The sequence below is a fragment of the Stenotrophomonas sp. AS1 genome (assembly GCF_048957655.1).
GTDB lineage: Bacteria > Pseudomonadota > Gammaproteobacteria > Xanthomonadales > Xanthomonadaceae > Stenotrophomonas > Stenotrophomonas bentonitica_A.
Map to the genome: position 1 here is coordinate 198,090 of NZ_JARVXM010000007.1, position 14,731 is coordinate 212,820.

9 protein-coding genes are annotated in these 14,731 nt (G+C 59.3%); 3 read left to right on the top strand and 6 right to left on the bottom strand.

Annotated features, from left to right (window positions below):
• Positions 1-22: 22 nt before the first annotated feature.
• The gene (locus PV764_RS12625) at positions 23-1,123 is read right to left on the bottom strand and encodes a hypothetical protein (protein ID WP_421116746.1); all 1,101 of its coding nucleotides are present in this window, start codon (positions 1,121-1,123) and stop codon (positions 23-25) included.
• Between the two features lie 483 nt (positions 1,124-1,606).
• Positions 1,607-2,860 carry a DUF2254 domain-containing protein gene (locus PV764_RS12630; RefSeq protein ID WP_421116747.1) on the bottom strand — a complete coding sequence of 418 codons (1,254 nt, stop codon included), beginning with the start codon at positions 2,858-2,860 and terminating at the stop codon, positions 1,607-1,609.
• 255 nt (positions 2,861-3,115) lie between these two features.
• Between PV764_RS12630 and trkA the strand changes: the two genes are divergently transcribed.
• From trkA to PV764_RS12645, 3 genes are all read left to right on the top strand, one after another.
• Positions 3,116-4,504 (top strand): Trk system potassium transporter TrkA, encoded by a 1,389-nt coding sequence (gene trkA, locus PV764_RS12635; RefSeq protein WP_421116748.1) that lies wholly within the window; start codon positions 3,116-3,118, stop codon positions 4,502-4,504.
• Positions 4,505-4,617: 113 nt separating this feature from the next.
• The gene (locus PV764_RS12640) at positions 4,618-6,024 is read left to right on the top strand and encodes a TrkH family potassium uptake protein (RefSeq protein WP_421116749.1); all 1,407 of its coding nucleotides are present in this window, start codon (positions 4,618-4,620) and stop codon (positions 6,022-6,024) included.
• Between the two features lie 76 nt (positions 6,025-6,100).
• A complete protein-coding gene (locus PV764_RS12645) occupies positions 6,101-6,538 on the top strand; it encodes a BLUF domain-containing protein (RefSeq protein WP_421116940.1) in 438 nt (145 codons plus the stop codon).
• A gap of 917 nt (positions 6,539-7,455) precedes the next feature.
• Here PV764_RS12645 and PV764_RS12650 read toward each other — a convergent pair.
• From PV764_RS12650 to PV764_RS12665, 4 genes are all read right to left on the bottom strand, one after another.
• Entirely contained in the window at positions 7,456-9,654 is a 2,199-nt protein-coding gene (locus PV764_RS12650; RefSeq protein WP_421116750.1) for a DEAD/DEAH box helicase, read from the bottom strand.
• A gap of 4 nt (positions 9,655-9,658) precedes the next feature.
• Positions 9,659-10,957 (bottom strand): ATP-binding protein, encoded by a 1,299-nt coding sequence (locus tag PV764_RS12655; protein ID WP_421116751.1) that lies wholly within the window; start codon positions 10,955-10,957, stop codon positions 9,659-9,661.
• The gene (locus tag PV764_RS12660) at positions 10,954-13,407 is read right to left on the bottom strand and encodes a TerB N-terminal domain-containing protein (RefSeq protein WP_421116752.1); all 2,454 of its coding nucleotides are present in this window, start codon (positions 13,405-13,407) and stop codon (positions 10,954-10,956) included. Before PV764_RS12660 ends, PV764_RS12655 begins: the two co-directional genes overlap by 4 nt.
• Before the next feature lie 1,080 nt (positions 13,408-14,487).
• A complete protein-coding gene (locus PV764_RS12665) occupies positions 14,488-14,727 on the bottom strand; it encodes a hypothetical protein (RefSeq protein WP_421116753.1) in 240 nt (79 codons plus the stop codon).
• Between the last annotated feature and the right edge of the window lie 4 nt (positions 14,728-14,731).

The following is a 14,731-nucleotide window of genomic DNA, read 5'->3' on the forward strand; positions in this document are numbered from 1 at the left end:
GAAGCTGCAATGCGGCTTGCGCTTAGAAGTAGAACCCGATGTTGAGGTTGAGTCGGCTATGCCAGCGGGAGGGGCCGCCGTCATCGATTCCGATGCCGTCGCCGCCTGCAAACCACATGTTCTTGCCAGCAATCCAGTCCACGTAAGTCAACATGATCCCTTTTTGCAGGCTGCATCCGGTGACGTTCTGCCATGACTCCCTCACCCCTTGGCTGCGTCCGACCGGGCGCGTCATGCTGAGGTTGTTGTAGCAGGTGATGTCATCAAGCCAACGCTTCTCACCGAAGGAGTAGGCCACGTTTGCGCTGGGGACATCGGCTTCCGACGCAATCTCGAAAGGGGCAAGAAATGCTGACATCGCAATCCTGTCGCCTGGCACGCTGTAACGGTAGCGAGCCCATTGCAGCTGAGTCGTCCAGCCATCGCGTTTCCACTGGGCATGCAGCGCTGCACCCTGATGGCCATAGTGGCGGCGGGTGGTGGTGTTCTGAACCTGACCGCTGAATGCAGAGGCCCCGAGCAGCAGCTCACCGTCACGCAAGGAGCTCGCGTGTTCGTATCTGAAATGAACGCGCCCCCGCTCCTTGTAGGGCAGATCAGCGGTCTGGGCCACGTCAAAGGAGTATCGGTCGTAGCGGGAGCCGCTTCCGTATTCATCCCCCGAGAACCAGCCAGCTATCCAGTGATGGTCGCCACTCCGATGGCTAACCGTCACGCCCGGATCGTAATCGTCTTCAATGCCAAGGTAGTAGCCTGAGCCAAACCAAAAGCTCTGGGAAACGGTAGGCAGAAGTCCGAAGGGGACCTGCTGAATGCCCGCTTTGAGCTGCGTTTGGTCGTTGAAATTCCATCCGGCGTAGGCATGGTGGACGGCATCGAAGCCGTCATACCAGCGATATTGGGCCGATAAGAAAAGGGGACCAGCGCCGGCTTTGACGTCTGCGCGAAGCAGTTCAAGTTGCAAACGGCTTGTGGGGCCGTAGTCCAGCCAGCCATAATTGAACCGGACGGCACCACCCACATCGACAAACGGTTCAACCTGAGTGTCGGGCGCTTCTTGAGCATGGATTGTGTCTGTGGCCGTTGCCGCAGCACACAAAAAAATCAGGGGAAATACCTTCACGATAGTGTCCCGTGGCCTCCATTTTGCGAATGAAAGCGTCCAAGTCTAGCGCGTTAACGCGAGCCACCCAAGCGACGGATATCTTCCGCATGGTGCGCGCGGCATGATTAGGCAGCAACTGGGACGCATTGGGGCGGTATAGAACCATGATGCCCGTGAAAACGAGGGGAGGGCGTGGCGGGCGACTGTCGGAAGTAGTGATACGTCGCGCGTGCGGCCAATTGAAGGAGAGCAATGTGCCTAATCGAGTGCGGTTTTACGATCGCGACGGAAATGGAATACGGTTGCCTGAGGGGTGGTGGTTGGATCTCGATAGAGAGATCCCGTCGCTGGTGAGTGTCGCGAAAAAAATTGATCTGCCTATTTCCATTCGAAGCGACCAACCCAATCTCAGCGCCTCATTCCTACTAGAAATCTTGGCCCAAGTTCCAGATGCGGTCAGGATTGAATGACGCAGATAGATCCGATTGAGCTCCATCGACATCAGTTCGGTTCCGCTGCGGCCTGGGGGGCGACAGCCTGTTGCGCCCTTTTGTGTTCTACGGTGGCGATTGTTCGAAGCTTGTCGCGATCCTGAGAGAAGCTAAGGGTCTGCAAGGCCCGCTCCAGAGACAGATCGGCGTAGCGCCGCGCCGCCTGGCGCGTGGCGGATGAGCATCCAGCAGACAGTGCGGCGAAAGCTTTTTGGAGCCTGATGTTGACTTCAAGCGACCCTGCTGAATCAGTCGATATGGGGGCGAACACATCTTCAAACAGGTCATCCACATCAAGCTGAGCCATGTGCACGAACGGATATTGAACGTCCTTGGCCTCGGATCCGGATGACAAGGCATCCCATCTGAGCAGCAGACGCACACAGGTGCCGATGACCGTAATGCACGTCCCTGGATCATTGACGGCCGGCGACAGCGCTCGCACACCAATCTCAGCAAGGACGACCAAGCCGTAACGCGGATCGTTCTCTATTCGACGAGAGCCGCCGATGGTGAAAGCTGCGAGCAGTTGCGTTCTCTGGTCATCGTGGAGGGTGCCCCAGACACTGAGCAGCGCACGGTTTGGGGTTGCAAAGGTGCCGGGCTGACAGTTCACATAGACGATGAGCTGGTGTTGTTCTGCAACCGTGTTGAGGCGCTGCACATCAATGTGTTCAACATGGCCCACATCCGCAGCGAAGACATCGACCGTGCTGCTCGGAGCGACGCCGGAGTAGGGCGTAGCGCCAAGGAAGGGCTCTTCTGCACGCTGCTTCATGGATTTCAAGGTGGCTTGTTCGACAAGATCGACCGTTTCGCCGAGTCGTCCAAAGCGGGAAAATTGCTCGATGGCGCGAAGAAGCGTGACGGTGATGACGATGATGACCGCAATGGTCGCGCCAAAGAGAACAAGTCTGCCGCTGTCCCCGTAGATGCCGGTGCTCAGCGCAATGAGCCCGACGATGGAGAACAAGAACGCACCGATGAATGTGGCCAGCGTGCCTTGCGCTCGCGTATCTTCAATCAGGAGCCGGGACGCGCGCGGCGTGGCATTGGTCGACGCCGAGCCGTAGGCCGCGACCATGGTGGATAGGGCAAAGGTGGTCACTGTCAGCATTGAGGCGGCGAGGATGCCAAGGATGTTGCCAACTGAGTCGGCACCAATCTGCGTTGCCAGCCCCTCCGGCAGCACGAATTTAGCGCCCGCACCGGCCAAGGCAGTAGCCACGCCTAAAACGCCGTAGAGGGTGGATCGGAACCACATCCTCTTGCTGATCCTGAATAGGGCCAGCCGCCACTTTGTCATCATCGGATGCTTACTCTGTTGTCTGTGCGGGCAGTATCCCAGTCGATCAGGCCTTTGCGCGTCAATACCGGGTGAGCAGGCTGCAATCCAGCGGCTCTGGCGCCAATGCCAGACGGTGGCACTCCCTGCCCGAGGCCTTTAAAATTGACCTTCTAAGAGCGATTCGGAGCTTGGGTTTTTGACATTGGCGCCTGTCCTGTCAGCCCTCTATCCATGAAAATTATTGTGTGTGGCGCGGGCCAGGTGGGGATGACGATTGCGCGCCAGTTGGCCTCGGAAGGTGTGGCGATCACGATCATTGACACCGATGCCGAGCTGATCAGGCGGGCGGATGAAAGCCACGACATTCGCGGGGTCGTCGGACATGCCTCTTACCCGGATACGCTCCGGGAAGCTGGCGCGATGGATGCTGACATGCTGATCGCTGTGACGCGTTCGGATGAAGTCAATATGGTCGCCTGCCAAGTCGCCTACTCGCTTTTTAAAGTAAAGCGCCGAATCGCCCGTCTTCGCCATGTGGGATACACCGCGCGCGATGCAAACGGCCTGTTTGCGGCTGAGCATCTGCCCATTGATGTGATCATTTCCCCGGAGGCTGAGGTTGCCGAGGGAATTACCAGGCGGCTTCGCACGCCAGGTGCCTTTACGATCCTCCCTTTGGCTCGCGGGCAGTTGGAGGTGCTCGGAGTCGGTGTGACGGATCCAGATTGTCCGGCGATGGGTGAGCGCGTCTGTGACCTTGAGTCCAATGGCAAGTTTGAGCACATCACGGTCCTTGCCATAACCCGCAAGGGCATTACGTTCATTCCCACACAGCAGGATCGGGTTGAGCTGGCTGACGAACTTTACATACTCGCGCGGTCAGAGCGGCGCAAGGCCACGATGGCGCTTTTCGGGCACCGCGAGCGCCCCGTTGCCGAACTTGTGATCGCAGGTGCTGGCAATGTGGGCATCCACCTGGTTCGAAACATCCGCGCCTTGCTTCCGAAGGCGCGTATGACGGTCATTGAACGGGATCGGGATCGGGCACGCTACGCGGCCGAAACACTTGGCAGCGATGTTGTTGTGCTCCATGGCGATGCGCTGGATCGGTCAGTGCTTGAAGAGGCTCGGGTCGAGCAAAAGGAAACTCTGGTTGCCGTCACCAACGATGACGAGTCCAACATCTTCTGCTCGCTCTTGGCGCGCAAATTGGGCTGCCGCCAGGCGGTGACATTGGTCAACAAGAGCACCTACGCCACACTGCTTCCCGGAATGGGCATCAACGCAGTCGTCAGTCCAAGCGCGGTGACAGTCTCGACCGTGCTGCGGCACGTCCGTCGAGGGGCCATTGTCGGTTTGCAGACGTTGCGCGAGGACTTTGGTGAAGTCATTGAAGCCACGATTGGTGCCGGAAGTTCGCCACTTTTAACGCACACCATCGGCGCGCTTGGTCTGCCGGAAGGCATTAAAGTTGGTGCCGTCATTCGAGAAGACCACCCACTTGATATGACAGCCGAGACCCGGATCAATTCGGGTGACAGGGTCGTGCTGGTCGTGGCATATGGCGAGATCGATGTTGCAGAGAAGCTTCTTGGCGGAGCGGGCGGGCGGTCGTTTTGAAAGCCAACAGTAGCGGGATGCGTTGGGCACCAGGTCAGACGTCAATACCGCACAATGGCTTTCGTCTGGTTGCGGCGATCGTTGGGCAAGTCCTGTTGGCAACAGCTGCCTTCATGCTGCTGCCCATGGTTGCGGATCTCTATTACGACAACCGGGATTGGTTGGCGTTTGGGATGGCCTCTTTGGTTTCAGCCGCCTGTGGCAGTGCGCTGAGCTGGGGCTATTGGCGCTCTCGAGGGAAGTGGGGCAAGTCGGGCCTGACATTGAGACAGGCCTTCGCCCTGACGCCACTGAGCTGGGCTGCCGTGTCCGCCGTGAGTGCGCTGCCGTTTCTCTTCTCGGAACACCCGCAGCTTCGCGGACATCTTGCCAACGCATTTTTTGAAGCGATCTCCGGCATTACTACGACCGGCGCCACGGTCATGACGGGTCTTGATACCGCGCCCCCAGGCTTGTTGCTTTGGCGAGGGCTGCTTCAATGGATGGGTGGCATCGGCATTATCGCGACTGCCATTGCCATCTTACCCGCGCTCGGCGTGGGCGGCATGCAGCTGTTTCGCACGGAGTCTTCAGATCGCTCGCAAAAGGCCATGCCCCGGGTTCGGCAGATCGCCTCGACGATCGGGTATGCCTACATTGGTCTGACGGTTGTGGCCGGTCTGGCCTATTGGCTGGCAGGCATGAACCCCTTTGATGCCATCGTGCATGCGCTCACCTCGATTGCGACGGGCGGATATTCGACCTCAGATCAATCGTTCGGTCGATGGCAAGACAACGGGATCCAGTGGCTTGCCACGCTCTTCATGCTGTCAGGGACCTTGCCCTTCGTCTTGTATGTGCGGTTCTTGGCTGGGGACCGGAGGGCGTTCTTTGATCGCCAGGTCAAATCTCTGCTGGGGCTTCTGGCAGTGTCGGTGGGTGGGATTGGAACGTGGTTGGCTGCATCCGGCCAATATGGATTTGAGCAGGCTTATCGATACGCGGCTTTCAGTGTGGTTTCCGTGGTCACCACCACAGGCTATGCCGTAACGGACTATGGCCAGTGGGGAGCGGCCGTCGTAGGGGTGTTTTTCCTGTTGACGTTTGTTGGCGGGTGCACAGGCTCCACGAGCGGAGGCATCAAGATCTTTCGCTTCGAGGTCATGGCAGTGATGCTTCGCGTCCACTTCCTACGCCTGCTTTATCCCAATGGGGTCTTTCCTCGGTCCTACGACGGCAAGCCGCTTTCCGACGAGGTGATTGGCTCAGTGGTGGCGTTTTTAACGGTGTTTTTGGTCTGCTATGCCGTCATTACGGTCGTGCTGCTTGGGCTAGGGTTGGACTTCCTAACCAGCGCCAGCGGCGCGGCCACGGCGCTGTCCAACGTAGGGCCGGGATTAGGGGAGACCATTGGGCCAGCAGGGACGTTCGCTTCGCTGCCAAGCGCAGCCAAATGGGTGCTGTCGTTCGCAATGTTGCTGGGGAGACTCGAGCTCTTCACGGTGTTGATCATCTTCCTGCCTCGCTTCTGGCGGGGATGACGTATAGTTTGTGCATGTGCGGATGCTTAATTTCCCCGTGCCGAAAGCCCCTTTCTCCCCACATGCCGCTCGACTAATGCCGCACTCGTATTTGATCTTCACGAGCCTTGTCGCCCCGGGGCTAGAAAGCAAGAACTTTCCCGAGCTTTGGAAAGAGGCGGGGCGGGCGAATGCAGGGTGGGGTGTTACGGGCACCGTTGTCTATGATGGTGCAATTTTCTTGCAGTATCTAGAAGGTCCGAAGTCAGGCTTGGATGTAATCTATCAAAGACTGGTTCGAGCAAGCTCCCATCGAGATACCACGATTATTGACCGTGGTCTTACGTCTTATCGCCGTTTTCCTGAGCCCCGCCTCGTTTGCTTGACTGTGACGCAAGAAGTCATGGCTCAGGCCCTGGAGCTGCGCGGCGTTCTTTTCCGGAAAAGAGACCGTGCTGCAAGAGCATTGCATCTTCTTGAGCAAACTGTGACGTCCTTTTCGTCGCCGCGATGGCTCATGAAACCAAGCGGCTAAGGATTCGGCCGAGGCTATTGCTTGCAGAAGGTCTAACCATGCGGGTCTTCTTGTGCGGTGGATCAATTCGGCCGGGTAGTCCGTGAGCATATCCAATAATGACCTGATGGGCGCCCACTTCTGGATCTGACCGTTGCAGATGCGCTGGATCGGGTGGTAATGAAGCTCTGTGAGCACGGGATTGCTGTTGTGGTAAAGGGTCTGAACGGCGCGTCACGCAGTTGGTGCCCAGGCGATCCCACCGCTGTCCGGCCCGCTCCGAAAGGAGGACGTCGAGATAGTGGTCAGACCCAGCCCAGCCACCCCCTCTTGATCTCATTGCGGGCTGCGCTCGCTAGCTTTGAGAGCTCAGGAAGTTGCTAGAGCAGCCCTGTGGCAGCTAGACTTCCAGGACACTCACCAGGACACATTCCGGCTAGAGTTCCTCATTAATATCAATGGGTTAGTGCTGGGATCGTTTAGTCCCACTCTCTCCGCCAGATACGCAAAGCGCCCCGGAAGGGGCGTTTTGCGTATCTGGCGCAGAGAAAAGGGTGCCGACGCCAAGCGGGTTCGACGGATTCGTCGGGAGCGAATCCGGACAGCCGAATGGCTGGCCCTGGAGCGCGCAGCGCGGAAGGGTTGGGTGCATGGATGCACCCAACAATCCCAGGCCACCGATCACAATCAGCACGGAACGCCCCGGAAGGGGCGTTTTGCGTATCTGGCGGAGAGAAAAGGGTGCCGACGCCACGCGGGTTCGACGGATTCGCCGGGAGCGAATCCGGACAGCCGAATGGCTGGCCCTGGAGCGCGCCGGGCGGAAGGGTAGGGTGCATGGATGCACCCAACACGGCCAGACCACCGATCAGTCGCCAGCAGGGAGCGTCGCTCCCGCGACAATCTGGGAGACGCCAGCTCTTATGCCCGTTCGTTTCTCATGGTTGGGGCGTCGGTGGCACGTTGAAGCCAGTCGCTCTCAGCCAATTGAAAGCTTCATCCACGTCCAAACGTAGCGAAGCGTAGGAATGCTTGAGAAGGCGCGGGGGCAGTAGCGCATCCCATTTTTGGATGGCGAGGTTCTTGGCTTTGACCAGCAGTTCCTCGCTACTTGGCGCAGGCTGCGACGCAATTGCTGCGATTGCTTCCAGCAGCTGGTTGCGGGTCTGCGAGCCTCTAGTTACCTCAACTCCGAGCCTTCCGGCCTGTGCGTTGAAGTCTCTCGCGCCGAGGAGGCACGCAATGGCTTCGTTGGCAGCGTCCCCAGCCCATGTGAGGAGGAGGAAATGGCTTCCTTGGTCCAGTAGGACGTTCTCGTCGAGCCCCAGGTGCTCATAGGCGCTCTTGCCTTCCTCCAAGAAGCGGCTCGCCGTAGCGTCCAGAAATGTTGGACGTAGTTCACCGCGGTAGAGCGCACGCATCGTCTGACGTATACGGGTATGCACACGCCCTCCGCTTCCGTTAAAGATCGGGGGGCTTCCACCTTTGGCTGCCAGGACGTAGATCGTCTTCTGTGCCTCATCGACTTGCTCCACTAGCCAGGTGCGTCCACCAAAGAGGATGCGCTGGCCGGCCGCGAGCATTTGCGTGATTGGCAAGGTTCCCAGGGTTTTCCCCGCCGCGACAATACGGAACTCCTCGTCCGCCACGAAAGCAGCATAGAAGGAGTAGTGATTGACCAGCGTGTCGCCGATCGGCCCATGGAGGAGTAACCCGGAGCTATCCTGGGTGAGCACGTCCTGCTTCCCAAGATGGCGCAGGAGTTCTACGAAGGATTCGCTTGAGAGCCCTTGGAACGGCGCGCCGGACGCGCACAGCAGCTGATAAGCTTGGGGGGCGCGCAGCCCGCCATACTGGGCGATTGCAGACAAAAGCTGCTGCACCAGCGTCGACAGGTGAGCGCCGCCGGCGACGGGTGGTTCGAACCACTTGTCGATGAGGAGCAATGCAGAAGCGATGGATTGAACGGTGTCCAGCCTTAGACGGGTCTTTAGGTCGGAGTTGGAGTCGATCGCATCCTCGATGACGTATCCGCGGAGGATGGCCGGCTCGCCTTTGCGCCGCCCTGATCGGCCCATGCGCTGCCGGAGGCTGGCGACTGAAGGGGGCGTCCCAATCTGAGCCACGCTCTTTACGGCGCCTATGTCGATCCCCAGTTCCAGCGTATTCGTGCAGATCGCGGTTGCTGGGCGCTCCTTCTGCTTCAGCGCGGCTTCCGTGTCTGAGCGAATCTCCTTGGAAAGATTGCCGTGGTGCGGCCAGAACTCCCGCGGTCGATTGGCCTGCTCGCTGATCTCGTTCAGGAGGTGGGTGTAGCGCTCTACCTCGCGTCTGCTGTTGGGAAAAATCAGATTGTTCGTGCCGCAAAGCACCTCATGCAGATGCTTGGCAACGGCTAGCGGCGCCACTTCTTCGTGCTTGGCATCTTGGGGGGCAGGAGGCTCTTCAAACCCCTTGAGTATCAGCTGGAGTTCGTTGTTGCCCGACGGGGCATCGACGATTGTGGCCCTGCCGTCCGAGCGGAGGAAGGTCGCCGCGGCTTGCATGTCTCCCAGAGTTGCCGATAGCCCAATCCGAGGCACTCTCCGTCCCAGGACGACCTCCATGCGATGCATGAGCGACTGAAGTTGTTTTCCTCGCTCACTTCCGATGAACGCATGGAGCTCATCGACAATAACGAAGGCTGCTCCCTTGAAGATTCCCGCCACAGACGTGCCGCGATTGCACAGCATCGCTTCCAGGGATTCCGGGGTGATCAGCAACACGCCCGTTGGCTTCCTGAAGAAGCGCTGCTTTGTAGTTGAGCCGATGTCTCCGTGCCATGGCCAAACGGGGATATCCAGATCTTCGCATAGGCGATCCAGTCGCCCGAACTGGTCATTGATCAGTGCTTTGAGGGGGCTGATGTAGACGATCAGCCCATCTGTATCGCCGTTCAAAAGGTGAGTCAGGGCCGGAAGGAACGCCGCTTCGGTCTTTCCTGATGCTGTGCTGGCTGCGATGACGACATCGCGATCTGTCGGCAGGATGGCCGGGATGGCCATTTCCTGCACCTCCCGCAATGCTTCCCATTGCTCCGCCCACAGGTAGCGTTGGATGCCGGGATGAAGCGAATGGAAGGCGCTGGAGGTGCTCATGAGCTCACAGCTTGAAAGAGGTCAGTTCGTCATCTTCGACCACATCAAGGTCGCCCTGGCCGCCAAGGTCAGGCTTGACCTCGACCGCGCCGATCAAGGACCGCCAGTCGGTGCCAGGATTTTGCTCAAGCACAGCAAGCAGGTTGATGAAGGCAGTGATGGTGGTCCGAGGGGTGCGGAAGAAGCTGTCGCCGATGCGGTTGGCGCAATGCTCCATGAACTGATGAACGGCCTCGTCAGGAAGGAGATACTTGGCTTGGTCGCCGCCGGCATAGACGTGGCGGATCTTGGTCAAAAGAACGTAGAAGTCTTCTGCAGTAAGGCTGGAGAGGCGGACCACAGGTCCGCTGAAGTCGACCAAGCCGTTTGTGGCAAAGGTGTTCTGTGCGAGGCGGCTTTGCAGCGCTTGGTAGCTGTAGACGCCGCGGCGAGTGTCCATCAGGAAATCAGGAGTTCCGCCCAACACGAAGCCTAAGCCAACTGCCGTTCCTTGGAGCGAGTCGTTGAGCATGCGCAGAAGCTGCTCGTAGTTGGAGTTTCGTGCCTGAGCGTTGGCCAGCTTGTACAGGTTGACCAACTCATCTAGGCATACGAGCAACCCGCTATAGCCGGCGAGGTGGATGAACCTGCCCATGAGCTTGAGCTGGTCATAGACGGATGCGTCGTCAACAATTGTGCGGACGCCGAGCGCGGCCTTGGCATCCGTACGGGTCGTGAACTCACCACGAAGCCAGCGGATGGCATCGGATTTCAGCTGTTCATTGCCTTCCTCGAACCCTCGCCAGTAACCCGCAATGACATCCGCAAAATCGTAGCCGTTGACCAGCTCCGTCAGTTGTTCCAGCTTGGCGCGGATGACTTGTTCGGTAGGAACGTCTTTTGCCTTGGATTCGGACTTTGCGGTGGCAATGAACTTCTCAACCACTGCGGGCAATGCGCCGCCTTCGGGCTTGGTTCGCGTCGCCAGATTCCGCATCAGCTCCGCATATAGCGAACGCGCTTGCCCTCCGGATGCATGAAGCCTGCGATCCGGGTTCAGGTCCGCGCTGGCTACGACAAGTTTTCGCTCCATGGCAATGGCGCGAACCAGGTTGAGGAAGAACGTCTTGCCGGAGCCGTATTCTCCGATCACTAGGCGGAAGGAGGATCCACCATCGGCGAGCCGGTCGATGTCGCCGACCAGTGTCTCCACCTCGCGAGCGCGGCCAACTTGAATCAGGTGCTGTCCTGCGCGGGGGACAACGCCAGCGCGAAGAGACTGGACGACCGCGTCGCGGTCTTTGGTTCGAATAGGGCTACTCATTGCTCGATCTTCTCAATGAACTCGGGATTGACCTCCAACGGATCGTCTCCGTCGGAGAAGGGGATGTCATAGGCGTCGAAGGAGGCATCATTGATCTGCTCCAGCGCACCATCCAGCATCAACTCAAGGTCTGCAGCGCCGTCCTCGAGCTCGGCACGCGTCCAGCTCGGGCGAGACAGCATCAGTCGGAGCAATGCGCTGTGAGACTCATCCAGGCCTAGTAGGCCGTTGCTGACTTCAGGCCTTTCCTCCACAGATGCAGAGGGAGCATCTTCGTGGCTAGAGTTGGGCTCGTCCTCCGTGAAGATGTTCGCAAGGAGGGCGGACACTTTGGCCGTGTCGCGCTGCAGCGCGGCGATGCGCTCTGGATCCAGCTGGAACGAGGCGGACTGAGTGGACTGGGCCTGGGTTTTGCCCGATCTCGGGGCATGGATGTCGCTGAAGACCCGCTTGGGTTCGACACCCAGGGCCTTGTAGACCTTCTCCAGAAAGCGCACCTCCTCCGGCGACACCATTCCGTCCACTTGGGCGAGAGTGGCCATGGAAGCTGCAATGGCCTCTTTGGTTGCACTGTCCAGCGGATCGAGCTTTTTCCGCAGTGATGGCAGGGAAATGGGCGACGCGACAAGCAAGTCCAGGTGGGCACGCAGTCGCCCGTGATCTGCCACGCTAAGGTGAGACCAGCCGTCGATTTCTAGGGAGAGGTGCGCCAGCTCCTGCGCGCTGAAGGAACCGTCCGACTGGGCGACCGCCGAGGCGAGCTGCAAGGTAAGGATGGCTGTTTGATAAGCCGCGGCGTCTGTTTTGTGCGACTGACCCGGTAGGAGCGCAAAGATCACGATCGGATCGGCTTCAGACGGAGCACGTGCTCCCTCCAAGACATTTGGCTCCATCCCGGCATTCACGCTTTCCAATACCCGGGCGAGATCGCGAACCCTTTCCCTGCCAAGCGGGCCGAGGCTTGGGCCGAACCGAGCGCTCAGCTCTGCCAACTTGATCGTCATGTTGCCTGGTTGGACGTCCTCTGCAATTGAACGAAGGATGTTCCTTTGGCTCTCAGGCCAAATGCTGGGCGGCAGCAAAAGCAACGCTTCCAGCGCATCCTTTGAATCAGAAGATCTGCCAACCAATCGGCTGTAGGGGCCGAGCTCGTCGGTACACTGCTGAACAACCTCGAGCAGGCCCTTCAGTGGGGCACGAAGGGCCGTGACGTCAGGAACGTCTCCGAACGTCTTGGGCTTGAGGGAGGCGCCATACAGGGCGGGCGAAGCTGGTTGCCGTGCGAACTTCAGTTTGGTGCGGTTCTTGGGAAGCACCATGCCGCTGCCAAACAGCTCGTGATACCGCTCTACAAATAGGCGATCGAACTCATCGGCGCACCGGACTGCCGCAGTTCGCAGCGAAACCTCCGGATTTAGCCGAATCCAGGCCAGAGCCAGGGGAGCAGGGATGGGCGCCCGGTCAAGCGAACACTGGCCCAGCGCCAAGCGGACGTAGAAGGGGAGCTCGTAGGAGCGATCAAACGGGGGAACTGGTTTTGTGTAGAGCTTCTCTTCGGCCGAATCCAGCTCCATCCAGTCCAACAAGCTGTTGGTGTATCCACGGATAGGACCGTAGATCTCGCCATAGGCGGAGCCCAGCTTTCGGAGGGCCTGCTTGATAGCTGGCCAGTCCTTTCTCGACTCTGGGTCGGTTACCGAGTCGAGCAGGACGCGGCGCTCCAGGCCGAAGAAGTAGAGACGGACATAGTTGATTGAACAATTGCTGTCGGTTCGGTCCGACGCCAGCCAGGTCAGGTAGGCCCGCCGCTCGCTGGGCGACAGCTGAGCGTAGGCCAGCCAGTAGTTGGTGGAGCCCCTGTAATCGCCATATGGGGCGACGGCCAAGACGCTGTTGACAAGGCTGGGCTCGGTGTCGCCGTTAGGGGAGTCGAGCTTGACGCCCGTGTAGAAGAGGCCGCCTCGAATGGCTACGCCCCCGATCTCGACCGTCTCATCGGCGCCTAGCCATCGGGTCTTCGCCCAGCCTTCGGGCGGGCGAGGGACGGTGAACTCCTTTGAGGGAGTGTCAGAAGCGATGACGACGCGATGCAGTTCTTCCATTCCGGTAGCGGGCCCTGTTGCTGACGGTAATGGTGGAGGGACAGCTCTGGCGATGGCGGGCGGCGCCTGCTGACCTTGAGACGGTCCGCGATCATCGTGAGCGCTGGTCTTCAGTTCCGTCTCCACTTGGGTGGGGTCCGTGTAGGAAGCTCTGTGCTCGGCAATATAGGCTTTCGCTTCCTTCAAGTTTCCTTGCCGGCTTGCGCCAGTCGCCTGGGCCCCACGGGCCGCCAAAGCTGCTGCGAGCCTTTGAGCTACGTCTGATGCTGCGGGAATTTGGACCTGCACCTGTTCCGTAAAGGTCTGGGCAGCCTTTCCTGCAGCAGAGCGCTCGGCCACGGCCTTCATTGCCTCTGCCAGATTTCCAGCTTTCTTACGGGGGCCGGAATGAGTGGAGGTCTCCCGGCTCAGATTGCTTGGCTCTAGCTGTGAGACCGAGAAGTCCGGGCCTAGGGTGCGCTCATCGGCCATGGCAAGGGCGGCACTGGTAAGAACCCTCGGGGACGTCCCCGCGTCCCGAGGCGAAAGGGCCATTTCAGTTGCGCTTGGTCCCCCGGCGGCCGACCCGTGCGAAACCGGTCCGGGCACTTGGGACGGTGATCCACCCGAGCCTGAGGAGTGGGAGGCTGGCGGGCCAGAAGCTCTCAGTGGCTCGACAGGAGCAATAGCTGCCTCGTCGCGGATGGGCGTCGGCCGCCTGACGGGCTCTTTGGGCGCCGAAGACTGGATCAGCTCTGCCAGGGTGGGCTCTGATAGCGGTGCTATAGCTGGGTCTTCCTTCTTCTCAGTCCGCCATCTGAGCCAGATCCACAGGACTAATCCTATGAGCATGGCGATGCCGAGACCGATCCAAATCTCTTTTGGAATCAGCCAAATAACGACCAAGACACCGACGATCCAGCCCGCGGCGGATTGCTTCCTTCTCGCCATGTGGCCCCCTGCCTACGGCGCTTCCTTGAAGCACATAGTATCGCCAGTGGGAGGTAGAGATTGATACGGCCAGCGGCTGTACGCAGACAAGAAGCCGTGTGGCCCCCCGGCGTTAGCCCCAGAAGTTGCTTGCCGCACCGAAGCGAGTCCTAAGCGAACCAGTGCCGGCTTGAGTTCCATAGGGGAGGTCGCTGGTGGCAGGCCTATCTACCGCAGCCTGTGCCCGCGCGGGCAAGTTTTGGGCGTTCGCTGAATGCGGATCCCGAATCTGGAAGAAGCGAGCGCGAAACCTCCGAGGAGGGATAGTGCACGGGTAGCCGTAGACATCCTTCTGTCCACCCCGTGGACCTGTGTGTGTTGGCCCGTCGGCCACGAGGTATCCATCCGCAGTGTGGCGGACTGCCGACAGCGGGACTCGATCGGAGAGGAACATTGAAATCTCCGGAAACGCAAAAGCCCCGCAGTGCGGGGCTTTTTGATGAAGTGCTGAGGCTCGAATCAGGTGGCGATTATTGAGTAAACGCCTGCGTCCTGCCGTATTTGTATGTTATGACCAGCTTTCTGGAGTTGGGTGATCTGCTTATGGATGGCGAGCAGATCCTGCTCCTGCTCTGCGCTAAGCAGGAGGCTTTCCACCTTCCACACGATAGTTATCGGAGCTGGGGCTGCCGCGTATTTATTCAGTTCAATCTGCGCGCCCGCATAGTCTGCAACCGGTACTGTAGTCAAAGCGTTCATCCGT

Excerpts from the sequence above, each read along its gene's own strand:
- PV764_RS12630 (WP_421116747.1), bottom strand. The coding sequence starts at position 2,860 with ATGTGGTTCCGATCCACCCTCTACGGCGTTTTAGGCGTGGCTACTGCC.
- trkA (WP_421116748.1), top strand. The coding sequence starts at position 3,116 with ATGAAAATTATTGTGTGTGGCGCGGGCCAGGTGGGGATGACGATTGCG.
- PV764_RS12640 (WP_421116749.1), top strand. The coding sequence starts at position 4,618 with ATGCTGCTGCCCATGGTTGCGGATCTCTATTACGACAACCGGGATTGG.
- PV764_RS12645 (WP_421116940.1), top strand. The coding sequence starts at position 6,101 with ATGCCGCACTCGTATTTGATCTTCACGAGCCTTGTCGCCCCGGGGCTA.
- PV764_RS12650 (WP_421116750.1), bottom strand. The coding sequence starts at position 9,654 with ATGAGCACCTCCAGCGCCTTCCATTCGCTTCATCCCGGCATCCAACGC.
- PV764_RS12655 (WP_421116751.1), bottom strand. The coding sequence starts at position 10,957 with ATGAGTAGCCCTATTCGAACCAAAGACCGCGACGCGGTCGTCCAGTCT.
- PV764_RS12660 (WP_421116752.1), bottom strand. The coding sequence starts at position 13,407 with ATGAAGGCCGTGGCCGAGCGCTCTGCTGCAGGAAAGGCTGCCCAGACC.
- PV764_RS12665 (WP_421116753.1), bottom strand. The coding sequence starts at position 14,727 with ATGAACGCTTTGACTACAGTACCGGTTGCAGACTATGCGGGCGCGCAG.